The sequence below is a fragment of the Erwinia sp. E602 genome (genome assembly GCF_018141005.1).
Classification (GTDB): Bacteria; Pseudomonadota; Gammaproteobacteria; order Enterobacterales; family Enterobacteriaceae; genus Erwinia.
Map to the genome: position 1 here is coordinate 239,547 of NZ_CP046581.1, position 26,508 is coordinate 266,054.

Annotated in this window: 25 protein-coding genes; 15 read left to right on the plus strand and 10 right to left on the minus strand. The window is 57.0% G+C overall.

The window, feature by feature from the left end:
- Positions 1-111: 111 nt before the first annotated feature.
- Together GKQ23_RS01045 and GKQ23_RS01050 are read right to left on the minus strand one after the other, a co-directional pair.
- The gene (locus tag GKQ23_RS01045; protein WP_101505078.1) at positions 112-1,065 is read right to left on the minus strand and encodes a transketolase family protein; all 954 of its coding nucleotides are present in this window, start codon (positions 1,063-1,065) and stop codon (positions 112-114) included.
- A complete protein-coding gene (locus GKQ23_RS01050) occupies positions 1,058-1,888 on the minus strand; it encodes a transketolase (protein WP_056237476.1) in 831 nt (276 codons plus the stop codon). Before GKQ23_RS01050 ends, GKQ23_RS01045 begins: the two co-directional genes overlap by 8 nt.
- Positions 1,889-2,253: 365 nt before the next feature.
- Between GKQ23_RS01050 and GKQ23_RS01055 the strand changes: the two genes are divergently transcribed.
- Together GKQ23_RS01055 and GKQ23_RS01060 are read left to right on the plus strand one after the other, a co-directional pair.
- On the plus strand, positions 2,254-3,204 hold the full coding sequence (locus GKQ23_RS01055; RefSeq protein WP_212408200.1) for a sugar-binding transcriptional regulator: 951 nt from the start codon (positions 2,254-2,256) through the stop codon (positions 3,202-3,204).
- Between the two features lie 457 nt (positions 3,205-3,661).
- The gene (locus GKQ23_RS01060; RefSeq protein WP_212408201.1) at positions 3,662-4,114 is read left to right on the plus strand and encodes an acyltransferase; all 453 of its coding nucleotides are present in this window, start codon (positions 3,662-3,664) and stop codon (positions 4,112-4,114) included.
- 31 nt (positions 4,115-4,145) lie between these two features.
- On the opposite strand, the gene GKQ23_RS01065 is transcribed toward GKQ23_RS01060, so the two are convergent.
- From GKQ23_RS01065 to GKQ23_RS01085, 5 genes are read right to left on the minus strand one after another with little or no spacing between them, the layout of a single operon-like run.
- Positions 4,146-5,681 carry an NAD(P)-binding domain-containing protein gene (locus GKQ23_RS01065; protein ID WP_212408202.1) on the minus strand — a complete coding sequence of 512 codons (1,536 nt, stop codon included), beginning with the start codon at positions 5,679-5,681 and terminating at the stop codon, positions 4,146-4,148.
- Positions 5,678-5,947, minus strand: coding sequence for a SemiSWEET family sugar transporter (locus GKQ23_RS01070; protein ID WP_212408203.1), 270 nt, complete (start codon positions 5,945-5,947; stop codon positions 5,678-5,680). The genes GKQ23_RS01065 and GKQ23_RS01070 overlap by 4 nt, the downstream gene beginning before the upstream one ends.
- A 6-nt stretch (positions 5,948-5,953) precedes the next feature.
- Complete coding sequence (locus GKQ23_RS01075; protein WP_212408204.1) at positions 5,954-6,970, minus strand: Gfo/Idh/MocA family protein; 1,017 nt, start codon at positions 6,968-6,970, stop codon at positions 5,954-5,956.
- A complete protein-coding gene (locus tag GKQ23_RS01080) occupies positions 6,967-7,800 on the minus strand; it encodes an HAD-IIB family hydrolase (protein ID WP_212408205.1) in 834 nt (277 codons plus the stop codon). The genes GKQ23_RS01075 and GKQ23_RS01080 overlap by 4 nt, the downstream gene beginning before the upstream one ends.
- A complete protein-coding gene (locus GKQ23_RS01085; protein WP_212408206.1) occupies positions 7,784-9,010 on the minus strand; it encodes an aminotransferase class V-fold PLP-dependent enzyme in 1,227 nt (408 codons plus the stop codon). Before GKQ23_RS01085 ends, GKQ23_RS01080 begins: the two co-directional genes overlap by 17 nt.
- A 621-nt stretch (positions 9,011-9,631) precedes the next feature.
- On the opposite strand from GKQ23_RS01085, the gene GKQ23_RS01090 reads away from it, so the two are divergent.
- The 7 genes from GKQ23_RS01090 to GKQ23_RS01120 all read left to right on the plus strand — a co-directional run bounded on the left by GKQ23_RS01090 (position 9,632) and on the right by GKQ23_RS01120 (position 17,219).
- Positions 9,632-10,216, plus strand: a complete 585-nt coding sequence (locus GKQ23_RS01090; RefSeq protein WP_212408207.1) for an HAD-IA family hydrolase — start codon at positions 9,632-9,634, stop codon at positions 10,214-10,216.
- 893 nt (positions 10,217-11,109) lie between these two features.
- The gene (locus GKQ23_RS01095) at positions 11,110-11,967 is read left to right on the plus strand and encodes a transporter substrate-binding domain-containing protein (RefSeq protein ID WP_212408208.1); all 858 of its coding nucleotides are present in this window, start codon (positions 11,110-11,112) and stop codon (positions 11,965-11,967) included.
- 13 nt (positions 11,968-11,980) lie between these two features.
- Positions 11,981-12,700 (plus strand): ABC transporter permease, encoded by a 720-nt coding sequence (locus GKQ23_RS01100; protein WP_212408209.1) that lies wholly within the window; start codon positions 11,981-11,983, stop codon positions 12,698-12,700.
- Positions 12,701-12,714: 14 nt separating this feature from the next.
- The gene (locus GKQ23_RS01105; protein WP_212408210.1) at positions 12,715-13,446 is read left to right on the plus strand and encodes an ABC transporter permease; all 732 of its coding nucleotides are present in this window, start codon (positions 12,715-12,717) and stop codon (positions 13,444-13,446) included.
- Positions 13,439-14,215, plus strand: a complete 777-nt coding sequence (locus GKQ23_RS01110) for an ABC transporter ATP-binding protein (protein ID WP_212408211.1) — start codon at positions 13,439-13,441, stop codon at positions 14,213-14,215. Before GKQ23_RS01105 ends, GKQ23_RS01110 begins: the two co-directional genes overlap by 8 nt.
- Before the next feature lie 115 nt (positions 14,216-14,330).
- On the plus strand, positions 14,331-15,821 hold the full coding sequence (gene hutH, locus GKQ23_RS01115) for a histidine ammonia-lyase (protein ID WP_212408212.1): 1,491 nt from the start codon (positions 14,331-14,333) through the stop codon (positions 15,819-15,821).
- The gene (locus tag GKQ23_RS01120; protein WP_212408213.1) at positions 15,822-17,219 is read left to right on the plus strand and encodes a cytosine permease; all 1,398 of its coding nucleotides are present in this window, start codon (positions 15,822-15,824) and stop codon (positions 17,217-17,219) included.
- Between the two features lie 45 nt (positions 17,220-17,264).
- Here GKQ23_RS01120 and GKQ23_RS01125 read toward each other — a convergent pair whose 3' ends face one another.
- From GKQ23_RS01125 to GKQ23_RS01135, 3 genes are all read right to left on the minus strand, one after another.
- Positions 17,265-18,665 (minus strand): bifunctional diguanylate cyclase/phosphodiesterase, encoded by a 1,401-nt coding sequence (locus GKQ23_RS01125; protein ID WP_212408214.1) that lies wholly within the window; start codon positions 18,663-18,665, stop codon positions 17,265-17,267.
- A gap of 332 nt (positions 18,666-18,997) precedes the next feature.
- Positions 18,998-19,456, minus strand: a complete 459-nt coding sequence (gene rpiB, locus GKQ23_RS01130) for a ribose 5-phosphate isomerase B (RefSeq protein ID WP_056237465.1) — start codon at positions 19,454-19,456, stop codon at positions 18,998-19,000.
- A 93-nt stretch (positions 19,457-19,549) separates the two neighbouring features.
- Positions 19,550-19,789: a hypothetical protein gene (locus GKQ23_RS01135; RefSeq protein WP_212408215.1), complete on the minus strand. Its 240-nt coding sequence runs from the start codon at positions 19,787-19,789 to the stop codon at positions 19,550-19,552.
- 99 nt (positions 19,790-19,888) lie between these two features.
- Here GKQ23_RS01135 and GKQ23_RS01140 point away from each other — a divergent pair, with 99 nt between their 5' ends.
- From GKQ23_RS01140 to GKQ23_RS01165, 6 genes are all read left to right on the plus strand, one after another.
- Positions 19,889-21,220 carry an MFS transporter gene (locus tag GKQ23_RS01140; RefSeq protein ID WP_101505074.1) on the plus strand — a complete coding sequence of 444 codons (1,332 nt, stop codon included), beginning with the start codon at positions 19,889-19,891 and terminating at the stop codon, positions 21,218-21,220.
- Positions 21,221-21,222: 2 nt separating this feature from the next.
- Positions 21,223-22,968, plus strand: coding sequence for a dihydroxyacetone kinase family protein (locus GKQ23_RS01145; RefSeq protein ID WP_212408216.1), 1,746 nt, complete (start codon positions 21,223-21,225; stop codon positions 22,966-22,968).
- A gap of 2 nt (positions 22,969-22,970) precedes the next feature.
- On the plus strand, positions 22,971-23,750 hold the full coding sequence (locus tag GKQ23_RS01150; RefSeq protein WP_212408217.1) for a triose-phosphate isomerase family protein: 780 nt from the start codon (positions 22,971-22,973) through the stop codon (positions 23,748-23,750).
- On the plus strand, positions 23,747-24,556 hold the full coding sequence (locus GKQ23_RS01155) for a sugar phosphate isomerase/epimerase (protein WP_212408218.1): 810 nt from the start codon (positions 23,747-23,749) through the stop codon (positions 24,554-24,556). Before GKQ23_RS01150 ends, GKQ23_RS01155 begins: the two co-directional genes overlap by 4 nt.
- A 4-nt stretch (positions 24,557-24,560) precedes the next feature.
- Complete coding sequence (locus GKQ23_RS01160) at positions 24,561-25,415, plus strand: phosphogluconate dehydrogenase C-terminal domain-containing protein (protein ID WP_212408219.1); 855 nt, start codon at positions 24,561-24,563, stop codon at positions 25,413-25,415.
- 118 nt (positions 25,416-25,533) lie between these two features.
- Positions 25,534-26,499 carry a sugar-binding transcriptional regulator gene (locus GKQ23_RS01165; RefSeq protein WP_101505070.1) on the plus strand — a complete coding sequence of 322 codons (966 nt, stop codon included), beginning with the start codon at positions 25,534-25,536 and terminating at the stop codon, positions 26,497-26,499.
- The last annotated feature ends 9 nt before the right edge of the window (positions 26,500-26,508 follow it).

Sequence of the window (26,508 nt, forward strand, 5' to 3'; positions counted from 1 at the left end):
CCCGGCTTCCGTTCTTCCGATCCGGACAATAAAAAACCCCGCAACCTTGATGGCGGGGTTTCATGCTCAGACGTCGCAGTGCTGAAATATTAAGCTACTCAACGGTCATTTTCAGGCGCGGTTCTCACCCTTTACCAGCGCGGCGGCGGTATCACGCACGCTGGCGGCATCAATTCCCAGCCCGACGCGGGTAGACTGACGGTCGCCGGCAATGGCGTAACCGCCGTCGGTGACGCCCAGTCGTTTCAGACGAGCGCGCAGGCCGTTTTCGGCGATAACTTCGGCCACCAGGCTGCCGACGCCGCCGTTAATATTGTGCTCCTCCACGCTGATCACCTGCGGAATGTCGCCGATGACGCGGGCCAGTTCGGCGGTATCGCACGGGCGAACCGACGACACGGAGACCACCGTGGCCTGAATACCCAGCTCGCTGAGCTGAGCGGCGGCATCCACCGCTTCATGTACCGCCGAACCCAGCGCCACCAGCGCCACGTCACTACCCGTGCGCAGCACGTCAATTTTTCCCGGCGTGAACTGATACTGCTCATCGTGCAGCACCGGCAGGTCTTTACCGTCAAGGCGGATATAGACCGGCCCGGTGTGGCGCAGCGCATAGTCAATAATCTGGCGGCACTCGGCCGGGCAGGATGGCGCATAAATTTCAATGTTGCCGAAGCCGCGCATCACCGCGATATCGTCGGTGCTGTGGTGGGTGCTGGCCAGCGGGCCGTAGCTGGCCCCGGCGTTCAGGCCGAACAGCTTGACGTTGGTGTTGTTATAGCAGACGTCAACTTTGATCTGCTCGTTAGCGCGGGAAATCAGGAACGGCGCGGCGTTACAGGTAACGGCGACTTTACCGCCCAGCGCCAGGCCGGCGGCGGTGCCCACCAGCACCTGCTCGGCAATACCGACGTTAACGGTACGGCCGGGAAACGCCTTCAGGAACGGGCCGATTTTGGCAGTAGAGGTGGAGTCAGCCACCACCGGCACCACGTCCACGCCGTCGTTAACCGCGTCGATTAACGCTTCGACCATCACGGTCGCCAGGTGTTTTTTCTCACTCATCTTTCAGCTCCTCCAGCGCCAGCTGCACTTCTTCGCCTTTCGGCACCCGGTGATGCCACTCCGGCTTGCCCTGAATAAAGGAGATGCCAAAACCTTTTTCGGTATTGGCGATCACCACGTTAGGTTTGCCGTTGGCCGGCAGGTTCTCCAGCGTGTCCACCACGCTCTGCATGACGTTGCCCTGGCACTCGGTGACGTTGAAGCCAAACGCCTGCCATTTTTCCGCCAGCGGGTCGGTATTCATAATGTCGCGGGTGTGACCGGCCAGCTGCAGCTTGTTCTTGTCGTTGATGATAATCAGGTTATCCAGGCCGTAGTGGGCGGCGACCAGCGCGGCTTCCCAGTTACTGCCTTCTGCCAGCTCACCGTCGCCGGTGACCACGAAAATTTTGCGCGGGCTGTTATCTTTCTTCGCCGCCAGCGCCAGGCCGACCGCAACGGGCAGGCCGTGGCCCAGCGCGCCGGTGTTCAGCTCGACGCCCGGCGTCTTATGACGCACCGGATGGCCGGGCAGGTGTGAGTCGGCGTGCTGATAGGTCGGCAGCCACTCAACCGGGATATAGCCGGCTTCCGCCAGTACGCAGTAATAACCGCCGGCCGCATGGCCCTTCGACTGAATGTAGATATCACGCTCGGGATCGTTAATACGATCCGGCGCGCAGTTCAGCAGGCGGAAGTAGAGTGCGGTCAGGATCTCCACCTGAGAGAGGTCCGCACCGGTATGCCCGCCCGCCGGGCTGTTGGCGTTCAGTTCAATAATCCGGCGACGGATCGACCGGGCTCTTTTCTCAAGGTCCTGCACGTCGAGTGCGTAGGAATTCATGGTGCCCTCCTGAATACAAATTCGTTATTGAATATTTATTCAATGGTTGTACAGTATAGCCATGGCAACGGAGCGTACTTAAGCTGCTGCATCCTGCTCTGGCACTACTGAGTTAACTGGTACGTCGGTCAGCAACACCACTCTGTTACCTGCCGCCGTGCCCTTCGATTCATTCCTGATTGAATATATATTCCATCAAGACTTAATATTCACTATTGTGTTCATTTTTGGCACACTGAGCCAGAGCAGCGATCGAAAAGTCCGATCTCAATCACATTTATATCGTTAGTTGCATATATATTCAGGTTAGTATGTTAATAATCCGCTAAACGGGCCCCGGCCCGCTTAACCACGTGAAGGGACGTATGACCAGGCAAAATGAACTCCGGCTGATGGTGAAAATCGCCACGCTGTACCATAACGAAGGCATGAAGCAGACCGAGATAGCCAGCACGCTGAACCTGTCGCAGTCGTTTGTTTCGCGCGCGCTTAACCGCAGCGTCAAGGAAGGCATCGTTAAAATCAGCGTGGTGCAGCCGCCCAACGTCTTCTCCGAGCTGGAGCGCGGCATCGAGCAGCGTTATGGCCTGCAGCAGGCGATTATTGTCGACGTGCCGGAAGATGAAGAGGGCGGCGCGGTGCGTCAGGCGATCGGTGCCGCCGCCGCGCACTATCTGGAAACGCGCCTGCGCCCGCATGAGCTGGTCGGCGTCTCCTCCTGGAGCAGCACCATCAAAGCGATGGTCAGTGAACTGCATCCGCTCACCGTGCAGGCGGCCGGGGTGATCCAGCTGCTGGGCGGCGTGGGCGTTAACGGTAATGCGCAGGCGACGATGCTCACTCAGGGGCTGGCGGATATGCTCAGCTGTAAAGCGTGGCTGCTGCCCGCGCAGTCGCTGGAAGGATCGGTGGACAGCCGCGATCTGCTGGAGGCCGACAGCGACGTGCGCCAGGTGCTGGAGAAGTTCAACGACGTCACCCTGGCGCTGGTGGGTATCGGCGATATGGAACCGTCACAGCTGCTGCGTTACTCCGGCAACTACTACGATAAGAGTATGCTCGATCGGCTGGCGGCGCGGGGCGCGGTAGGGGATATCTGCCTGCACTACTACGATGCCGCAGGCCAGCCGGTGCTGCAAACCTCGGAGGATCCGGCGGTGGGCATCAAGCTGGAACAGCTGAAGCACTGCCCGCACGTGGTGGCGCTGGCCGGTGGCCGCCAGAAGGCCGCCGCTATCCAGGGTGCGCTGCAGGGCGGCTACCTTAACGTGCTGATCACCGACTATCCGACCGCGCGTTTGTTGATCGCCGGGTAAGTTGGGCGGCAAATGCTGGCGCGGTGAAACACGATGGATATCCTTATTGAACAGAACGCAGCGCGCAGCGCCAGCTACTGCGACTATCAGGTCACGGTCAGCGCGATAGAGGCACAGACCCGTCCGGCACTGACGATGTGGCCGGCGCCGCCCACAGCGATCGCCGCGACGGTTAAGCACGTCAGGGGGACGTGTCGCAGGATCTCGGCTGCCCGTAACGGTAAGGTGTCAGACGTCATTACGTCGCTTTCGTACGAAAAAAACCTTTACTATTCATACCACAAACTTCCCATATCCGCCTGCAGGAGGAACGTCCCTCCTGACCTATGTCCGATGTAAATGTCTTTATAAAGGGTGCTGCTTAAGTACAGTTGATAAATATGGCATTAATAATCATATACAGTAAATAATGTGATAAAATAAAGCTATTAAAAGTTAATATAAAGGTGCGGGTTTTATGAAAGTGATTCAATGCGGTATACGTGACGTGAAGTATGGAGAGAACGTTACGGTTATCAGTCCAGTTAATATTTATGAATGCGAACTTGAAGACAACGTTTTTATCGGTCCATTCGTTGAAATTCAAAAAGGTTGCGTTATCAGTGAGGGTACCCGAATTCAGTCGCACACTTTCCTGTGTGAAGATGTCAGTATTGGTTCAAACTGCTTTATTGGCCATAACGTTACCTTTGCAAACGATCTTTTCAGGAGCGGGGCTCCTGATCCTTCATCTTCAAGCTGGATAACCATCACACTGGGAGATAACGTTACTATAGGCAGCGGAGCCACCATTCTCACTACTTATATTGCCAGCGGATCTGTCATTGGAGCCGGGAGTGTTGTCATTAAAGATATTGAAAAAAAAGGGGTTTATGCGGGAAATCCGGCCAGATTGATACGATTGCTTTGATTGAAAATGGGCCCGGAGGCCCATAAACGTATCAAAGATAAATCTGAGAATAAGGCAATGTTACAGCGATTTTATCTTCTTCCTCAATGTCTATAGCGGCCTGATAATCAGTTGGGCTTATTTCACCTTTATTCATAAGATTAAGGAGCGATTTCTTTTTCAGGCTGGCAAGGACTCGTAATCGGGTTGTCTCAAAGTCGAAACGATCGTCCATTCTGCCGCGTTCAGGCTCATCCGGTGAAGCTGAAAGATATCCAGGTCTTACGACGCTTGAAACCAGATTCCAGTATCTGAAAAATTCCTTGGACGGGTCCGGTAATATACCAGCCTCAAGCCCGATACGAATGGTTTCCAGCCAGCTGTCATAGAATCTTCTAACTTGTAGATCTTTCATATTTTCTGCACACCACGTTTCCATCGCTTCCTTAGCTGGAAGAGCAATTTTCCCTTCATAAAAGCCAATCACCCACTGGCTGATGATATCAAAATAGGGGAATGCGGCACCAAAGCCAGCAGTGTCGACCGGCGGGTTAATGATGGTAAGGCTTGGGTCCTGAGTCCAGAAAAAATGTTCATAAAGCTGGGTACGGTCGAATCCTTCTATGAAAGAATAATCGGGCATCTCATAGCCAGCACAGGAAATTACAGCATCATATTCACCGAGAGTTGCATCGACAAATTCGGTGCGCCCATCTGACAGAATGCGTTCTGCCTGAGGTTTAATCTTAATCAGACCCGATGCAATGTTGGGAATGATTTTTTCGTTTACATGAACAGCATTGTTATTGGCCCGGGCGGGCAACATTCCTGACGAGCGGTATAGCTTCATATATTCTGGTAAGGCATCATCCAGATACTCCAGAAAGCTGGCATAGCTCATCTGACTTAACAAATATCTGCCAACATAGGAGTGCATCATGTCATTTGGGCCATTGACAAATTGGCGAGGCAGATAAAGACCAATCTTTTTCACTGATAACGTTACAGACTGAGCATACGGCACTAGATCTGACGCAATATCAGCTCCGCTCACCCCGCCGCCAACCACAAGAACGTGTTTCCCCTGGAAAGGTTCAGGATCTCTGTAATTCCTTGAGGTAATTACCTGCCCCTTGAAATGCTCTAGTCCGGATATTTTGGGTATACGTGCCTGCCAGAGCTCACCCGTAGTAATAATTACTTTGTCGAAAATTTCTGTTTTGTGGTGGCGTCCCTCGGTAGTGCTGGTGACTGACCAGCCTTCATCTGTCCTCTTCACCTTAGTAATTAGTGTGTTCAGTCGGGTTGACTGCATCACACCTTCAGAAACTGCCATCTCTGACAGATAACTTCCTACCTGTTCTACGCCCAGAAAAACGTCAGAGCTTTGCCCCGGCACACAGGAATAATGAAACGTTTCGCGGGAGTTCTGCATGCGGGCATTACGGTAGGCTCCACCACTATCCGGATTCCATATGCCTCCGACACGGGATAGTTTCTCAAAAAGCGTTACTGTAATACCCCGCCGGATAGCATTTCGGGCTGATATCAGTCCTGACGGACCTGCACCGATAATTGCGATATTCATGAACGTTCCTTCTTTCGGGATAGTAGGGTCATAATAAGAACCGGTGCAGCCAGGAATAGGGTGATGATATTTGCGAAAAGCACTGCTAAATCGGATTTCTGTAAACCATATATAATCCATAAAATAACGCCTATGAGAAACATGATGTACATCACCACGGATATTCCCTCTGTATTCCGTGTCTTTAGCGTCTTGATACTTTGGGGGGCAAACGCGAACGTTGTAAAGAATGCAGCAAATAGGCCAATAATAAGAGTCGTGTCCATAATGAGTTAAAAAGCCTCTATAACTTGTTGAATATGCAAACCTGCCGATAACCCTGCGAGCAGGGAGCTCTTTGTGCCATTTTTCAGGTGTTCACACCAGTCTCTGTGCATATAGATGAATGAATCAGCCCAGTACGGAAGTTCGCGGGCGGGATCACTGAGCTGTTTTTCAGCACCGATGTTGACTTCTTCTGTCCCGGGGCTATCAAAACGCGTGAGGAAAAGTGTGTTTTCATTGCGTGTAGAGTACCGTATTTCGCCTTTGTCAAAAATTACATGAAGATGCAATCCGAGTTCATCCGGCTCTTCTGACTTGCTGGCATGAATCTTGAAATAGGCTCCCTGCTCTGACCGGCCAAACACATAGCCGTTATCATCCACCTCAACAGGTTTTTCCTGTTTAAACCTTACTCGGGTACCTTTAACGGTTCTGAGGGCATCAATGTCGATTTGTCCTTGCCCAAGCAGACAGAACATATCGAGAAGATGGCATGAAAGATCTCCCAGAGCTCCGCTGCTCTTGCTTTGCTGCGCTGAATCTCGCCAGGTAATATGATTACGTGTCAGTGCGGAGTTTTTGTTAAATTCTGCACCAAAGTAATGCATTTCTCCGAGTCTGTTAGCGGCCCGCCTTTGAATTATTTTTTCAATAACATGGTTATAACGGTAATTGAATGAAATAACACTTGCCGGAGGAGCTGCGGATATTAACCTCTCCGCTGAAGCAAGATCTGTGGAAAGAGGCTTCTCACACAAAAAGGGGATTTTTCTGTAGCTGAGTACCTGTTCAGCAAGACTGACGTGAAGATGATTCGGTGTACAGATGATGAACCCCTCACTGATCTCCGCGAGCTGACTGAGATGCTGGCAGCATGTAACCGGCAGTGAGGACGACTCGCTGAGCTCGCGTATGTTTTCTTCGTTAATATCGTAAAAAGCCAGGCCAGTTACGTATCTGTTTAGCGACAGCGCTCTGACGTGCGCATGCGCTATACCTCCACAGCCAACAATACCGATAATCATGATAATTCTCCCTGAAGGACGCTGAGAATGCCGTGGCAATAAGCCTTGTTAAGACAGCTTCCGTATTGCTCTACCGCGAACCTGTCAGCGTTAGCTACCAGATAGCCTTTGCCAGCTTGGGCAAACATGGCAAAGTCATTTGCGCTGTCGCCAAAAGCAATAACTGATTCCTTGGGTAACGACTTTTCTTCCATAAGGAAAAGCACTGCCTGATCTTTGCCGCAGCAAAGAGGAATAAATTCCACGTCGTAACAGTTTGCCGGGTCACCGGCTGCCGGATTGCACTTGGTGAAAACTGCACGAACGCTATATCGCTCGGCCAGGTCGCTTATAGACTGAAAATCGCGCTTCATCTGATCACGAACGGGATAGTAAAAACTCATCTTGTACGTCCCCTGATAATCATCAGGTTGCTTTTCCAGTGGGACGCCTTTACCTAACAGGATTTCTACTATGCGGCTGACATTTTCAGCGCGATAGCCTGAGCGCTCAATGCGCTTTGCCCACGATGCCGAAGGGCGGAGTTTGCCGTCTTCAACCCAGTAAAATTCCGTACCCAGACTGCAGCACACAAAATGCGGGCTCCGGGAAATATAGCCACGGGTCTTACGGAGCGCAGATCGCAGATTTGTGCCCGTGACCCATCCAAGCAGAAGGCCTTTTTCCTCCCCGAATAAGATCATGAAAGCCTCAAGTTCAGATACTCCACCATGAATTTTATTATCGTCCGCGTAGGGGATATAAGTTTCGTCCAGATCGCAGCATACGACTGTGTCAATAACGGCAGGCAGAGAAAACTCAGGCGGAAGGATTTTATCTGAAGAATGCATGAAGCACCTCTGATACACGGTCCTGTTCTCTGAAGGACATGTGGTTATGCAAAGGAATATGAATCAGCGCAGCATGGACTTGCTCTGACGGACGGAACTGCGCTTTATCCGGGTATTTGCGGGCAAAATCGTGAACGCCCGAATGTGAAAGAACGGGATAGTAAACATCAAATTCCACGCCCTTCTGGCGAGCAAAGGAGATGAGGTCATCGCGATTTACATTTTGCAGGTAAATCGGATAGAGGTGCCAAGTGTTCTCTACCAGTTCTGAGGGAAGATCAACATGTGCTGAGAGGTCTTTCAACAACAGATGATAGCGGGCAGCCAGTAAACACCGTTTGGCTGAGTTCATTTCGAAATGCCCGAGTTTTACGCTAAGTGTCGCGGCCTGTAAATTATCCATCCGGCTGTTCAGGCCCCAGTCCTGCGCTTTGATGTTCTTTTTCCCTTCTGAAAATCCGTGATAAGAATATTGCCTTGCTAGCTGAGCCAATGCAGGTGAACGTGTGATAATTGCGCCTGATTTTCCAAATGAGCCAATATTCTTGAAAGGGTTAAAGCTTAGAGCCATAACGTCGCAGTTATCCATCACAGATTTGATACCGAAACACTGTGCTGCATCAATCACTACAGGTATATCTGATTCTTTAGATTTTAAATATACCTCATGCATGTTTCTGGTAGACCCGTATAGACATACTGGCAGAACGGCTTTGGTTTTTTTGTTCCGCAGTCGGTCAATTTCAGATGGATTGATATTATAGGATCGATCTATATTGGCAAATGTCGGCGTAGCTCCGATGGCCAAGACAGCATTTTCTGTCGCGGCAAAGGAATTAATCGGAAGTATAACTTCGTCACCCGGGCCAACCCCTACGGACTTCAGCGCAATTTTTATTGCGTCAGTCCCGCTTGCTGTGGCAATACAGGTATGGGCCTCATACAGTTCTTTTAATTTACTTTCAACATGGCCAATGTATGGTCCGCTTGTAAAACATCCACTGCTGATAACTTCACCAATAATTTCCAGACATCCCTTGCGCTCTGAAGAATTGTTTAGTCGTGAAAGAGGAAGAAAAGAAACCTTTGAGGAACCGTCATCCTCGTTTTGTGAGTTTATTGCAGTACATACCTCTCTGAAACGCCCATGGATTTCAGATTCTTCTGATGCACTGAAAAAAATCATATTTAATGAGGTTATCTCTTGCATTAATTACTCCTGTTTTGTGCACATTTTACTTCCGACATTAAGCACCAAAAACTCTTAAGATACATTAGATATTTTAGTGATCTACTTCACAACACTTTACTTGCGATATAAAACAATACTTTCTGGATATTTATGTGAAATATCCCTATAGTTCTCTAGCTTTATTAAAAAGATAATTAATTCATGGAAAACAATTATATGAAAAATGTCAATTATTTACACTGAAATATTTAGTTAAAAATTGTTTGATATTTTCTCCTGGTTAAATTGTCACCATCTTTTTTTATTCATCTATAAGTAAGGATTGTTAAAGTTTATGATACCTTCATGGTTTATGACTTTCAGCCTGCATGAAACTACCGGCTCAGCAGTGAAACTGACCGGTCAGGCTTACGTATAGATAAGGAAGGTTTGAATGATAAAATTGAAATCACTGCAGGGATTACCAGTCTTTAGTCTGTAGATATCTGGGGCGTTCTGTATGACGGAAAAAAAGACGCTTGTTGCAGACAAGCTTCTGGAGGTACTCAGCTCCAAAGGAAGAATTATGCTTATCAGCAATTCGTCCCGATCTGAGCACGAAGTGCTCAGCCTGCTTAAGGAAAAGGAATCAATACTGATTTGGTTGACAGGATAATAATCTCAGGCAGACTTATTAAAGATGATATTACCATTAGCCTCGGCACTGCCGGCATGCATTATTATCTAATCGGAACCGTCGGTGCAAGCGTATTGCTTGAAGATATTATGGCCAAGTCATCATCCAGCCCTGACAAATGTCAGATAGTGATTGCTGCCAATCATATATTTGAAAGTGACACTGAGCATGACGAAATCATAGGATGTTTATTAAAGAACGAAACTCCTGTTTATTCGACCAATTCTGACCGTTTTGTGAACATTAATGGCAACCTTCAGAAAACAGCCGGATATTTCTATACGAGGCCCCGTCAAGCAGGAGTAAAAATAATTGAATACGGAAAGCCTAACGCTGAAATTTTCAGGAAAGGACTTGAGGCTGCGGGCTGCTCTCCGGCTGACGCCTGCATGATTGGTGATTCTCTTGAGACAGATATTGAGGGGGCTAGAAATTCAGGCATAAAATCTGATCTTCTAGAAGGTGGCGGGGGGCTAACTCATACGGAAGACGAAATACGTCAGGCTATCCCCGACTTTATTATCAACGTCGGGCCAATAAGGGCTTAACTTTGTTGATGCCTGCCTGCATATTTCCTGATTCATAATGTGGTTCCGACAACGCACATAATGTAGGTTTTGATCATCTGGCGGTAAATTCGCGGGTTTACCTGCAAGATAAATGTTCTCCTGCAGTAAGCATCTCTGTTAAAACATTAATTGCATATCACCCTTTAAACAAGTCAAGCATTGCATCATAAAGGAAAAGGATCATGCATGCTGCTATTTTTCCTTAAATCAAAAATCCATCATGTAAGTACCTCAACGTGATACACCAATTTTTTAGGCGTCATTCACTATATAAAGCATGTCGGGATTAGTTTAACCAGATGATCCGGGAAAGGGAAGAAGCGGATCTTTACCCCGGCACGGCGCTTTTTTCTGCTCACCCCCACATCACAGATGGCAGATGTACTATATGTATGTAGTGAGCGTCAGGGGATGGACGATGGGCGGCGGAGACCTTTACCCGCGCTGCTGCCGCGGCATGCTTCCGGAAATTGCCAGATAAAGAAGAAAACGGAACCACGCAGGGCAGCGGTGCGGTAATTTTCCGTAAAAATAGAAGTCAGCTAACCAAACGCTTACCGGATGGCGCACTACGTTAGTGCGCACCGCGTCAAAACGGTGCGCATTATCTGCACCTCACCCCTTCGCTGGCATCAGCGAAACCATTGCTCATCAAGGATCTGCGGCTTGCGGGCGCTATGGCACAAAGCTTGCTTAGCTTGTTTGTACATGTCATGACAAGTGATGTAACAAATCAACAACATTAACTGAGTCACAACTTTGCACCCTGCCAGGTGTTTTGTTATCACGCTGGTTGTATATACATGACATGACATATGTGCCTCTCATCAACACTGGCGGTTTGCTGTTCCCACACTTACCAGGAGCGTTTAATGAAACAGATCCTCTTCTCACGCCGGTTGCTGGCCCCGGCCCTGATCGCCTCTGCCCTGCTGGCGGCGTTACCGGCTCAGGCCAAAGAGTGGAAATCCATCACCATCGCCACCGAGGGCAGCTATGAACCCTGGAACCTGACCCTGCCGGGCGGCAAGCTGAGCGGCTTTGAACCGGAGCTGATGGCTGACCTCTGCCAGCGTATGCAGATCAGCTGTAAGCTGGTGGTGCAGAACTGGGACGGCATGATCGCCGGGATGCAGGCGGGAAAATATGACGTGATTATGGACGCGATTGTGATCACCCCGGACCGTAAGAAAGTGATCGACTTTACCGTGCCTTACGCCTCCACCCCGGCCAGCTTTATCACCCGCAAGGGTCAACTGCTGCCGGAGGCCACCGGGCCGGACGCCACCATCAAACTGCATGATGACGCGAAAGAGATCGTCCCGGCGATTGCCGCGCTGAAGCAGGCGCTGAAGGGCAAAACCATCGGTATCGCCTCTGGTACCGTCTATACGCCGTTTATCGATACCTACTTTAAAGACGTTGCCACCGTGCGGGAATACAGCGCCTCCGCCGATGCGATCCTCGATCTTCAGGCAGAGCGTATTGATGCGGTCTTTGACGATGTCACCTTTGCCGAGTCACTGCTGGGCAAACCGGAGAACGCCAGCCTGACCTTTAGCGGACCAAAGCTGAGCGGGCCGATCTGGGGTGAGGGGGAAGCGCTGGGAATCCGTAAGAGCGATGGCGAACTGAAGGCCAGACTGGACGTGGCGATCAAGGCCGCGCTGGCCGACGGCACGGTTAAAAAATTAAGCCAGAAGTGGTTTAAGACCGACGTAACGCCATAAACGGGGTGCGCTGATGCTGGCAATGTTAGGTTTTGGAGACAACGGCTGGGGAGCGTTAATCCTCAGCGCGGCCCTCACCACCTTTCTGCTCTCGCTGACCGCCCTTATGGTTGGGGCGGTGGTTGGCGCGGGGGTGGCGGCCACGCGGTTATCCCCGCGGCGGGCGGTGCGCTGGGCTGGCGACGGCTATTCGATCGTTTTTCGTGGCATCCCGGAGCTGCTGATTATCTATCTGTTCTACTTTGGCGGCTCCGGGCTGGTCAGCCAGATAGGCCAGCTGTTTGGTGCAGACGGCTTTATTGAGGTGCCGCCGTTCATGATTGGCGCGCTGGCGATCGGGCTCATCTCCGCCTCCTATCAGGGTGAAGTTTACCGCGCCGCACGGCTGGCGCTGGCGCCGGGCGAAGTGGAAGCGGCGGTCGCCATCGGCATGCCGAAATGGCGCATCCTGCAGCGGATTATCGTGCCGCAGGTGGCGCGCTATGCGCTGCCGGGGCTGTCGAACGTCTGGCAGATGAGTCTGAAAGACTCGGCGCTGATCTCCGTCACCGGCATCGTGGAGCTGATGCGCGCCAGCCAGGTCGCCGCCGGCTCCACCCGCCAGTATTTTCTGTTCTACACCCTCGGGGCCGGCTGCTATCTGCTGCTGACGGTGCTCTCCAACAGCGCGTTCCGTCGGGCTGAACAGCGCCTAGGGCGCGCCCACCAGAGCCGCACCGCGGCGCAGAACTGAGCGAGGAGCCCGGCATGATTGATTTTCCGTTTCTCGCCGACACCTTGCTGAAGCTGTCATCGGCACTGCCGGTGACCCTCGGCCTGTTTTTTGCGTCGTTTCTGCTCGGCGGCGTGCTGGCGCTGCTGATCCTCGCGCTGCGCATGAGCAGGCACCGCCTGCTGAGCGGTTTCGCCCGGTTCTATATCCTGGTGTTTCGCGGTTCACCGCTGCTGATCCAGCTGTTCCTGATCTACTACGGGCTGGGCCAGTTTGAGGTGGTTCGCCACAGCCTATTCTGGCCTGTGCTGCGCGAACCCTTTGCCTGCGCGGTGGTGGCGCTGGCGCTGTGTACCGCCTCGTATACCGCGGAGATCTTTCGCGGTGGCCTGCTGGCGATCCCGGCCGGGCAGATCGAAGCCGGCCTGGCCTGCGGCATGTCGCGCTGGCTGCTGCTGCGGCGCATTATCGCCCCGGTGATGCTGCGCCACGCGCTACCCGCCTACTCCACCGAAGCGATCCTGCTGGTGAAATCCACCGCGCTGGCCAGTCTGGTCACGGTGTGGGACGTCACCGGCGTGGCGCAGCAGATTATCCAGCGCACCTACCGCACCATGGAGGTGTTTATCTGCGCGGCACTTATCTACCTGATCCTCAATTTTATTATCGTGCAGATCTATGCCTGGATCGAGCGACGCCTGTCGCCGCGCCTGCAGACGCTGCCCCAGCCTGCGGCCCTGACCGTTAGCGGAGAAAACCATGACTGAACGGCCCCCCGTCACCCTGTCGATGCAGGATATTCATAAGTCCTTCGGCGCGCTGGAGGTGTTGAAAGGCATCTCGCTTGAGGCGCGTAGAGGCGACGTTATTTCGATCCTCGGCGCCAGCGGATCGGGAAAAAGTACCTTTCTGCGCTGCATCAACCTGCTGGAAACCCCCGACGCCGGGGTGGTCAGCGTCAGCGGTGAAACCATTGAGATGAAACGCCACCGCCACGGCCACGCGCTGGCGGTCAGCCCGCGTCAGGTGGAGCGCCTCCGTGCCCGGCTCGGCATGGTATTTCAGAGCTTCAACCTGTGGTCGCATATGACCGTGCTGCAGAATGTGATTGAAGGCCCGCACTATGTGCTGAAGCGCGACCGCAAAGCGTGCATCGCCCAGGCCGAGCAGATCCTCGACCGCGTTGGCCTGCTGAACCGCAAAGATTTTTATCCGTTGCAGCTGTCGGGCGGCCAGCAGCAGCGGGTGGCGATTGCCCGCGCGCTGGCGATGGAGCCGGAGGTGATGCTGTTTGATGAGCCGACCTCGGCGCTGGATCCGGAGCTGGTCGGCGAGGTGCTGAAGGTGATGCGCAGCCTGGCGGAAGAGGGACGCACCATGCTGGTGGTGACCCACGAAATGGGCTTCGCCCGCAACGTCTCTAACCGGGTGGTGTTTATGCATCAGGGCAGCATTGACTGCCAGGGCACGCCGGATGAGATGTTCGGCAGCGGCGGCTCGCCGCGTTTTCAGCAGTTTATCTCCCGCCACCATTAACCCAGGCGGTCGTAGCGTACCGGCACGGCGGTCCGATCGCCCGGCCGGGCGCGTGGCCGTTGATTACGCCGGGCAGACCGCCACGCGCCGTCTGTCTTTGGGCAAGGAAACAGTCATGAGCGAGACCATTATCTGGGGCGACGCGCCGCTGCGCTGGCAGGAGCTGGTGGCGGTGGCCGCGGGCGGTGCCCGGCTGGAACTGAGCGACGCGGCCTGGCGGCGAATTGAGAACGCCAGGCAGATCGTGCAGCACATCGTCGATGAGGGGCGGGTGGCCTACGGCATCAATACCGGGTTGGGGGCGCTGTGCAATATCACCCTCGACCCGCCGCAGCTCAGCCAGCTGTCGCGTAATACCCTGCTCAGCCACGCCTGCGGCGTCGGGCCGCTGCTCGGTGAGGCCGAGGCGCGGGCGATCGTCTGCGCGGCGATCGCCAACTACAGCCACGGCTATTCCGGTATTTCACCGCGGGTGGTGCAGGGCCTGCTGGCGCTGCTCAACCAGCGGATCACCCCGCAGATCCCGTCGCAGGGATCGGTGGGCTACCTGACCCATATGGCGCACGTCGGGCTGGCGCTGATCGGCGTGGGCCAGGTCAGCTGGCGCGGACAGACGGTGAGCGCGGAGCAGGCGCTGCGCGAGGCGGGGCTGCAACCCTGCCCGCTGGCGGCCAAAGACGGCCTGAGCCTGGTCAACGGCACGCCCTGCATGACCGGCCTGGCCTGCCTGGCGCTGGCGGACGCTGAGCGGCTGCTGGACTGGGCGGACGTCACCGGCGCGATGAGTTTTGAAGCACTGCGCGGGCAGAGTGACGCCTTCGATGCAGAGATCCTCGCGCTGAAGGCCAGCGACGGCATTCGCCACGTCGGTGAACGCCTGCGCAACCTGACCGCCGACAGCGCCATCGTGGCGGAAAGCCGCGGCGTGCGCACTCAGGACGCGCTCAGTCTGCGCTCGATGCCGCAGATCCACGGCGCCTGCCGCGACCAGTTTGCCCATGCCGCCCGGCAGATCGTCACCGAACTGAACGCGGCCACCGATAACCCGCTGGTGCTCGGCAGCCCGGACGCGTGGCGGGTGGTCTCGCAGGCCAATCCGCACGGTGAGTCGGTAGCGATGGCCGCCGATCTGCTGGCGATGGCGCTGGCGGAGCTGGGCAGCGTGGCGGAACGACGTCTTGACCGGCTGGTCAACCCGCTGGTGAGCGGCCTGCCGGCGTTTCTGGTGGCGGAGCCGGGGGTCAACTCGGGGATGATGATCGCCCAGTATGTGGCGGCGTCGCTGTGCGGCGAAAATCGCCGGCTGGCGCAGCCGGCGGTGCTGGATAACTTTGTCACCTCCGGGCTGCAGGAGGATCATCTGAGCCTCGGCACCAGCGCGGCGCTGAAGCTGCTGAAGCTGGCGGAGAACCTGTACCAGATCCTCGCGATTGAGTATCTGCTGGCCGGTCAGGCGCTGGATTTTCACGGTGCGCACCGCGCCGGCAGCGGTACGCAGCAGGCGTGGCGGTTACTGCGGGCGCAGGTGGCCACCTGGCAGGAAGACCGCTGGCTGGCTCCGGAGATCGCCCGTGCCGCCACCATTATCAAAACTGAGAGGCTGTAAATGATGTCATCAACCGAATCCCGTGCATCGTCTCCACTGATTGAAACCCATACCATCGATCCAATCCCGCTGACCCAGCGGCACGGCGCGCCCGCCAGCCAGTTTACCCTGTGGTTCGGCGCCAACCTGCAGATCACCGCGGTGGTCGACGGCGCGCTGGCGATCGTGTTTGGCGCAGAGGCGCTGACCGCAATTATCGGCCTGCTGATCGGCAACCTGCTCGGCGGCATCGTGATGGCGCTGCACGCGGCGCAGGGCCCCGGTACCGGCCTGCCGCAGATGATCACCAGCCGCGCCCAGTTTGGCGTGCGCGGTGCGGCGCTGCCGCTGCTGCTGGTAATTATTATGTACCTCGGCTTTGCCGCCACCGGCACGGTGCTCTCCGGCCAGGCGATCAACCGGCTGTTCGGCTTCACTGCGCCGCAGACCGGCATGATCGTCTTTGGCGTGCTGACCGCCGTTATCGCCATCGTCGGCTACCGGCTGATCCACGTGGTGGGGCGCATCGCCAGCGTCGTCGCCATTATTGGCTTTGGCTACCTGGCCTGGCAGCTGTTTGCGCAGTACGACGTGGCGGCGGCGTTCGGGCAAAAACCCTTTACGCTGCCGACGCTGCTGCTGGCCGTGGCGCTGGCGGCAGGCTGGCAGATGACCTTTGCCCCGTATGTGGCCGACTATTCCCGCTATCTGCCCGCCGACACGCCGCGCGCGGCGGTATTCTGGCCGACCCTGCTCGGCAGCGTCACCGGCGCGCAGCTGGCGATGACCTTTGGCGTGCTGGTGGCCGCCTGCGGCGGGCACTTCCTCAGCGATCAGGTTGGCTTCCTCGGCGGGCTGGCCGCACCGGGGCTGGCCGTAGTGATCTACCTGGCGATCGTCACCGGCAAGCTGACGGTGAACTGCCTGAACGCCTACGGCGGCTTTATGTCGGCGCTGACGGTGGTCAGCGCGTTTCGCCGCGGGCAGGCGATCTCCGGGCTGGCGCGCGCCGCGTATATCCTTGGTTTCATCCTGCTGTCGCTGCTGATCGCGCTGTACGCCAGCGCCGACTTTCTGAAGTTTTTTAAGAACTTCGTACTGCTGCTGCTGGCGGTGTTTGTGCCGTGGAGCGCGATCAACCTGGTCGACTACTACCTGATTTCGCACGAACGGGTCGATATTCCGGCGCTGTACGACGTTAACGGGCGCTACGGCAGCTGGAACGGCGTGGCGATCGGCTGCTACCTGTCTGGCATCGTGGTGCAGGTGCCGTTTCTCAGCCAGGCGCTTTACACCGGCCCGCTGGCCACCTGGCTGGGCGGGGCGGATATCTCGTGGATCGTCAGCCTGGGGCTGACCTCACTGGTGTATTACCGGCTGGCAACAAGGCAGCAGCCGGTTTGCAGAGGGCGGCAATAGCCGGAGGGCTCTCTACCGCCGGCAGACAGATGATGTGCTGGCGGGCTAAACCGGGCCGGCTGCCCCGACACAAGGCACCGGTGGTGCCTGCAGGGTGATGTAGTGCACAACGTCTGCGGCATTAACCGGTTTTGAAAACAGATAGCCCTGGAAGTAGCGGCAGCCCATTTTTTTCAACCGCTCAAACTGCTCCTCGGTCTCAATCCCCTCGGCCAGGGTATTGATGTTGATGGTACTGGACAGCTCGATAATTTTGTCCACGACCACCGCCGCTGACGGGTTAGAAGAGAGGTCCATCACCAGAGATTTATCCATCTTAACGTCATGCACCGGAAAGGTGGTCAGCGACTTTAACGAGGAGAAGCCGGAGCCGAAATCATCGATCGCCCACTTCACGCCCAGCGCCGTGAAATGGTTGATGATCTGGTTGATGCGCTTTTCATTATAAATAAAGGTGCTTTCGGTGATTTCGAATTTCACCCTTTCAGGATTAACCGGATAACGTTTCAGCAGCGCTTCGGTTTCACTGATAAAACTCTCTTCAATCATCTGCATCGGGCTGATATTGATCGACACGCAGAGATCGCGCATCGGCGGATGTTGCTGCCACAGCACCATCTGCGCCAGCGTGTGCTCTATTACCCAGCGGCCAATGACGATGATTAAACCGCTTTTTTCCGCGATGGGAATAAAGATATCCGGCGGGATAAAGCCTTTACGCGGGTGATGCCAGCGCAGCAACACTTCAACGCCGGTCACCCGTCTGGCGGTGTCCACCTGCGGTTGATAGAACAGCTCAAACTGATTTCGTTCGATGGCGCTGGTCAGGTCCCGTTTGATCAGCTTGGCCTCCGAATAGTCGCCGCGGTAGACGAAGATGGTCAGCAGCAGCGCCAGCATCGGCAGAATACTGTTAACGTAGTAAAAGGCCGGCGAGGTGAGAAAGGCGATCTGCAGGCCCTGCTGGCCGAGTTCTGCCCCGGTGGTGACAAAAAACAGATAACAGCTGAAGCACAGCAGCGGGAACGCCAGGCTCAGGTAGCGGTCTTCGTGGCGCAGCGCCAGCGACGCGCCGACGGTCAGGGCAATCAGGTAGTTATAGTTTGCGTCAGTTTCATGCTCGTTATCGACAAAATACATTAAGAACAGGATCAGCAGTAAACCGTGGGTGACGATCAGCAGGTTAATACGCAGGGGATTCAAAAATGCCGTACACAGGACATAAAACCCGAAACCGGAAGAAAAAAGGTAGAGGGCGATCAGACGGCGGCTGCCTGAAATGGCGCTCAGATGGAGCAGATACATGCCAATTAAGAAGGTAAATATTCCGGCCAGTAACAGCGTCAGGCGAAGTTTCTTCTCATAACTCCCCCCGCTGAAAAAATAACAGAGCTTATCGTACAGGGTTAATCCTCGTTGCTCGAAGAACACTTTCCTGGGTTTCATAGGGGGCTGGGTATCCTGAGGAGAATGTCTCACCAACCGCGCACCAGCGACCTGTCATCAGCCATGCTGGCGGTTGATACCGGGGGAGTTCTTAAGGTGATTATACATTTTACGCCAGATGAACTGATCTGACCTGATCGCGCGTGAAGAAGAGATTACCACGACGGGCAATGACGGGATGGGTAGTGACAGGTCATTGCGACAGGCCACGTTAATTCAACTCTCCGACGGGAGAGCCGTCAGGGCGTATGCCGTAACGAACGGTAAATTCGCGGTGTGACTGCCGGGCGTGCCGTGGGAAACAGAGCGCCGTGCCCGGCCGGCAGCCTTGTTTATGCGTCCGGCGCGTGCTGCTCGTAGAAGGCGATTTTCTCGACCTTGGCGGTAGAGCCGCCGCCCTCAAATTCAGATGCCAGCCAGGCGTTGACGATATTTTTCGCCAGCTCCGGGCCAATCACCCGCGCGCCCATGGTCATCACCTGCGCATTGTTACTTTTACGCGCCCGCTCGGCGGAAAAGGTGTCGTGGCACTGCGCCGCGCGCACGCCCGGCACTTTGTTCGCCACGATCGCCACGCCGATGCCGGTGCCGCACAGCAGGATACCGCGATCGTGGGTGCCGTCCTTAATCGCACTGGCCAGCGCCCAGGCCACGTCCGGGTACATCGGGCGGTCGTTCTGCGCATCGTTGCTGTAATCCAGCACCTCGTACTGTTTCTCTTCCAGATGACGTTTGATCAGGTTTTTGAACTCAATTGCCGCATCGTCGGCACCAATCGCAATGGTTTTCATCGGGTGAACTCTCCTGCAGGTTAGGCGTTGTACCTGCATCGCATGCAGGCTAAAGCTGTTATCGGTAAGCCTGCCATAAAATCGTTCATATGTTCAATGGATAATCATTTGTTTTTTTGTGTTGCCGGGCGTCAGCCCGTCGCCGTTCGCCGTTCCGGCCCCGCTGTGCCGCGGTGCGCGCCATTTATCGGCGTATGAACGCAAAATTTCATTCATTTGAGCCTGCTCACAGTTTTGAATGCTGCGCTTGAGTAACGAGCATTTATCCGTGTAGTGTTCATTTGTTCGCATAACAATACCCATGATAAAAAGACCCGTTGAGGACTCGAACATGCGTTACCTGATTCCGGCTCTGACTACCTGCACCGACAATGCGCAAGCGTTGCCAACACCATCAATACCCTCTCGTCGCGCCCTGAATGGAGGTGCGTTATGACTCAGCAAGCTATGACCGCGGTGGAAAAATCCGCCATCCGTAAGATCTCCTGGCGCCTGGTGCCGTTTGTCGCCCTGATGTTCTTTATTAACTTCCTTGACCGTACCGCCATCTCCTTCGCCGGGCCGAACGGCATGACCCAGGATCTGGGCCTGACCGCCGTGCAGTTCGGGCTGGCCTCCGGCATCTTCTTTATCGGCTATATCCTGCTGGAAGTGCCGAGCAACATGGCGCTGCACCGCTTCGGCGCCCGCCGCTGGCTGGCGCGCATTATGATCAGCTGGGGCATCGTGTCGCTGCTGTTCACCTGGGTAAGCAGCGTGGAGGGGCTCTACACGCTGCGCGTGTTGCTGGGTATCGCCGAAGCCGGCTTCTTCCCGGGGGCGATCCTCTACCTGAGCATGTGGGTACCGGCGCGTCACCGCAGCAAAATCCTGTCGCTGTTCTACCTTGCCCAGCCGCTGACCGTGGTATTTGGCGCGCCGCTGGCCGCCGCCTTTATTGAGCAGCACGGCCTGTTCGGTCTGGAAGGCTGGCGCGTGATGTTTATGGGCGTTTCCCTGCCGGCGATTATCATCGGTATCGTGGCGCTGTTCTGGCTGGTGGACTCACCGCGCCAGGCGAAGTGGCTGACCAGCGATGAGAAAGAGTGGCTGAGCCGCGAACTGGAGGCGGAGCACAACGCCAAACAGCACAAAGGTCATCAGGGCGTGCGTTCGGTGATCGGCCAGGGCCGCGTCTGGGTGCTGTGCCTGATCTACTTCGGCTTTATCTACGGCCTGTACGCGCTGGCCTTCTTCCTGCCGACCATCATCGGCGGCTTCCAGCAGCAGTTCGGCACCACCTTTAACGTGATGGAAAAAGGGCTGGTGACCGGCGTGCCGTACCTGATTGCCGCGATTGTGATGTTCTTCTGGTCACGTGATGCCTCGCGTCGCGGTTGCAAAACCTGGCATATCGCGCTGCCGGCGCTGACCGGCGCGATCAGCGTGCCGCTGGCGCTGTACATGGACTCACCGTTTACCACCATTCTGGTGATTGCGATCACCGCCAGCTCAATCTTTGCCGCGCTGCCGAACTTCTGGACGCTGCCGACGCAGTTCCTGACCGGTGCTTCCGCCGCCGCCGCCATTGCCCTGATCAACACCCTGGGCAACGTGGCCGGCTTCTCGGCGGGCTATATCACCGGCGCGCTGCACGACGCCACCCACAGTTATACCGTGCCGATGTTTGTGGTCGGCGGATTCATGTTGCTGTCAGCGGTGCTGATGGTGTTACTGAACCGCAGCCGCCAGCCTCAGCCGGCCTCTATCGCACAGGAGCAATAATAATGACGTACCTGTTTAACCAGCCCTCAGCTTTCGCCTCCGAACTGATCGAAGGGTTTGTCGCGGCGAATGCCGACAAAGTACGCCAGGTGCCCGGCGGCGTGGTGCGCAGCACGCGCAGCCAGCCCGGCAGCGTGGCGGTGATTGTCGGAGGCGGTTCCGGTCACTACCCGGCGTTCGCCGGGTTGGTTGGACAAGGTCTGGCACACGGTGCGGCGATGGGTAACCTGTTCGCTTCACCGTCTGCCCAGCAGATTTACAACGTGGCGCGCGCCGCGGACAACGGCGGCGGCGTGCTGCTGACCTTTGGCAACTACGCCGGTGACGTGCTGCACTTTGGCCAGGCCTGTGAACGTCTGCGCAGCGAAGGCATCCCCTGCGAACTGCTGGCGGTGACCGACGATATCTCCAGCGCCAGCGTCGACGAACGTGAAAAGCGCCGCGGCGTGGCGGGGGATCTGACGGTGTTTAAGGTGGCCAGCGCGGCGGCCGAAGCCGGTTACGATCTGGCCCGCGTGCTGCAGGTGGCGCAGCGGGCTAACGCCCGCACCCGCTCTTTCGGCGTGGCCTTCTCCGGCTGCACGCTGCCGGGGGCCAGCCACCCGCTGTTTGAAGTGGCCAGCGGCCGCATGGCGCTGGGCCTCGGGATACATGGCGAGCCGGGCATTAAAGAGACCGACGTGCCGACCGCAGATGAACTGGCGGAAATTTTCGTTGAACGCCTGCTCGGCGAACTGCCGCCGGGCGTCGCATCGGTGGCCGGTCAGCGCGTGGCGCCGATCCTCAATGGCCTCGGCTCGGTGAAGTATGAGGAGCTGTTCGTCGTTTATCGCCGGGTGGCGCAGCTGCTGGCGGCGGCGGAACTGCAGGTGGTGGAGCCGGACGTCGGCGAGTTTGTCACCAGCTTTAATATGGCCGGTGCCTCGCTGACGCTGATGTGGCTGGACGACGAGCTGGAGACCTTCTGGTGCGCCCCCGCCAACGCCCCGGCCTACCGTAAAGGTAGCGCGATCGTTGCTGAACCGCTGAGCGCCACCGAATGTGAAGTCCAGGCGGAAGAGGCGCTGCCCGCCGCCAGCGCCGAATCGCAGCAGAGCGCGCAGCGCGTGCTCGGTCTGCTGGAAGCGGTGGCGACGCTGCTGCAGGAGAACGCGGAAAAACTCGGTGATATCGACGCGGTGGCCGGCGACGGCGATCACGGCATCGGCATGGAGCGCGGCGTGCTGGGCGCGGTGGAGAAAGCCCGTGAGGTGGCGGCGAAAGGGGCCGGTGCCGGCACCCTGCTGTGCCGCGCGGCGGATGCCTGGGCCGATAAGGCTGGCGGCACCTCCGGCGCGCTGTGGGGCGTGGCGCTGACCGCGCTGGGTACGGCCATCGGCGACCGGCAGGCCCCCAGCGCCGAACGCGTGGCGAGCGGCGTGCGCGCCGCCCAGCAGGGCATTCAGCACTTTGGTAAAGCCCGCGTCGGGGATAAAACCATGGTCGACGTGCTGGTGCCGTTCAGCGATACGCTGAACCAGCGCGTGGAGGCCGGGGATTCGCTGACCGACGCCTGGCTGCAGGCGGCACAGGTGGCGGAGCAGGCCGCACAGGCCACCGCGCAGCTGCTGCCGAAGATGGGCCGCGCCCGTCCGCTGGCGGAACGCAGCCTGGGCACGCCGGACGCCGGTGCGGTGTCGCTGGCGATGATCGTCAACACCGTTGGCCGGCTGCTGCTGGCGCAGGCCACCATGACGCACGGAGTCTGAGCATGTCACAGGCAAAAATCTGGCTGGGCGTCAGCCTGAAAATGTATTTCGGTTATCAGCAGACCCTCGACTGGAGCCGTGAAGTGGCCGCGCTGGCCCAGCGCCATCCGGCTATCCGGTCCGGCGAGGTCGGCCTGTTTGTGCTGCCCGCCTATCCGGCCATCCCGGCGGTTGCGGCGATCTTTGCCGCTACGCCGGTGCGCGTTGGCGGGCAGGACGTCTGCCAGGCGGAGAACGGTGCCTGGACCGGTGAAGTCAGCGCCAGCATGCTGGCCGAGCTGGGCTGCAGCCTGGCGGAGATCGGCCACGCCGAACGCCGCCGCCATTTCCACGAGGATGCCGCACAGATCGCCGCCAAGGTGGCGGTGTCGCTGCGTCACGGGTTAAGCCCGGTGCTGTGCATCGGTGAAGAGCAGCAGGGCGAAGTGGCAGAGGCCGTTGCGTTATGCCAGCAGCAGCTGGGTGAAGCGCTGGCCGATGCCGCGCGGGAAGGCGCGAAGGGCACGCTGTTCTTTGCCTATGAACCGCAGTGGGCGATCGGTGCGCCGCAGCCGGCCCCGGACGACTTTATCCGCGCGGTGTGCGCCGGCCTGCACGACCTGCCGACGCCGGAGGGCATTGACCTGCAGATTATCTATGGCGGCAGCGCCGGTCCCGGCCTGATCCAGCGGCTGGGGCGCGACGTTGACGGCCTGTTCCTCGGGCGTTTTGCCCACGATCCTCAGGCGCTGGCGCAGATTGTTGATGAAGCCAGCGCCCTGTTAGCGGAGAGCCGTATATGAGCCGGATCGGACTCAGTACCTACGCCTTTTTCTGGCGCATGTCGCCGCAGGTGCCGCAGCCGCTGAGCCTGCTGCAGATGCTGCAGCAGACCGCCGCGCTTGACGTACCGGTGTTTCAGATCTGCGACTACCCGGCGATCGAAAGCTGGTCAGACGCGCAGCTGGAGGAGCTGCGTCAGCAGGCCGACGCGCTGAATATCACCCTCGAACTGGGCACCCGCGGGCTGGGCACCGCCCACCTGCAGCGCTACCTGCATATGGCGCAGATCCTCGGTGCCCGCGTGGTGCGCTCGATGTTCCACACCGCCAGCCACCGCCCGTCGCTGGAGGAGGCCGCGCGGCTGATAGCGGAGATCCTGCCGGCCTTTGAACGCCAGCAGGTGCGCCTGTGCCTGGAGACCTACGAGCAGGTTAAAACCGCCGACATGATGTCGGTGATCGACCGCTTCCCATCGCCGTGGCTGGGCGTCTGCCTTGACCCCGCCAACTGCGTGGCCGGGCTTGAGCTGCCCGAGCAAACCATCGCCAGCACCGCCGCGCGGGTCGGCAACCTGCACATTAAAGATTTCGCCTTTTCCCGCCGCGACGGCTGGGTCGGTTTCACCTACGCCGGCTGCCCGATGGGCGAAGGGCTGCTGGACTATGACCGGATGATCGCCGCGGTGCGCCCGGCGGAAAAAGGCATTAACCAAATCGTAGAGCACTGGCTGCCGTGGCAGGACGATGCTGAACTGACCTGCCAGCGGGAAGCCGAGTGGACGCTGCGCACCGTTGAATTCTTACGTAGTAAACAAGATCAGGAGTAATGAAATGAGCGTACTGAAAACCATCACCGTGATCGGTGCCGGCGGCAAAATGGGCATGCGTATCTCTGCCAATTTCCAGAAAAGCGACTATCAGGTGTTCTACTGCGAGAACTCGCCGAAGGCGCAGGAGCAGGTGATCGCCCAGGGGCGTGAGCTGTCTGACGCTGCTTCGGTGGTGCCGGTCAGTGACGTGGTGATCCTGGCGGTGCCGGATATCGTACTGGGTAAGGTTTCTGAAGGCGTGGTGCCGCAGATGAAAGCGGGCGCGATCCTGCTGACGCTGGATCCGGCCGCCGCCTACGCCAACCTGATTGCCCAGCGCAACGGGATCGAATACGCGGTGGCGCACCCGTGCCACCCGTCGGTGTTTCTGGAGCGCTACACTAAAGAAGAGCACGCCGACGCCTTTGGCGGTATCGCGGCCATCCAGCACGTGGCGGCCTCCTATGAAGCCGGCAGCGACGCACAGCGCGCGGAGCTGAGTAAGGTAATCAGCGTGATGTACGGCCCGGTGGAAGAGGTGCACTGGGTGACCGTCACCCAGCTGGCCTACCTGGAGCCGACGCTGGTGGAAACCGTGGCCTGTATGGTCGGCGCCTTTATGAAAGAGGCGCTGGATGAGACCGTTAAGCACAGCGGCGTGCCGGAAGAAGCGGCCAAAGCGATGCTCTACGGCCATATCCAGATCGCGCTGGCGGTGGCCTTCCGCGCCACCAACCCGTTCTCTGACGCCTGCATGATCGCCATGGAGTACGGCCGTGAGAAGATCGTTAAGCCGGACTGGAAGCAGATCTTCGATCAGAAAGAGCTCGACATCGTTATCGCCCGCATGCTGAAGATTGACGCCATCCGTCGTTAATCTGTGACCGCCCTGCGGTTCATATCGCCAATGCCTGGCGATATGAACCGTATCAATGATATAAATCCTTCCAGAACCGCCTGAGCTCAGTCAGGCCACACGTTGCGGGACCTCGCGCATGGAAAAAAAGACGCCCTCTCAGGACCTGGAACTGCTGACCGAAATCGCCGTTGCCTATTACCAGGATGAAATCACTCAGGAAGAGATCGCGCGCAAGTTTGGTATTTCGCGGATCAAGGTCGGGCGGCTGCTGAAACGCGCTAAGGAAGAAGGCATCGTGGAGATCACCGTGCGTTATCATCCGGTGTTCAGCACCGGACTGGAGCAGCAGCTGATCGACCGCTTTCCGCAGATGCAGCGGGCGCTGATCGCCCTTGACCTGCAGGACGGCGACGAGCAGCGGCGCCAGGTGGCCGCGCTGGTTTCCGGCTATCTTGAGCAGACCCTGAAGGAAAATTCGGTGGTAGCTGTCGGCCAGGGGCGGAACGTGGCGGCGGTGGCCGATCACCCCGGCCAGGTACCGACGCGCAACTGCCACTTTATCAGCGGCATCGGCGGCACCCACCGCCCCGGCGATGCCATTAACGCCGACCACATCAGCCGCCGGCTGGCGAAGAAGTTCGGCGGCATCAGCGAAACCCTCTACGCGCCGGCCTACGTGGAAAACCGCGCGCTGAAAGAGGCGTTTATGCAGAACGGCACCATTAAAGAGACGCTGGATCGCGCCCGTAAGGCCGATATCGCGCTGGTCGGCATCGGCGATATGAACGAGAACAGCTATATGGTGAAGCTGGGCTGGTTCACCCCGCACGAGATTATCGACGCCAGCCTCAATCAGGGCGTTACCGGCGACGTGGCGGGCTATGACTTCTTTAACTCGCAGGGTCAGCACGTGGATACGGTGATGAACGACCGGGTGATCGGCGTCAGCATCGACGAGCTGCGCAAAATCCCCTGCGTGATTGCTATCGCTTCCGAAAACACCAAAGCGATGGCGATCCTCGGTGCGCTGCGCACCGGTGCTATCGATATCATCGCGACGACTGCGCAGAATATCCGCACGATTTTGAATATGACGAAGTAGGGGGCCACA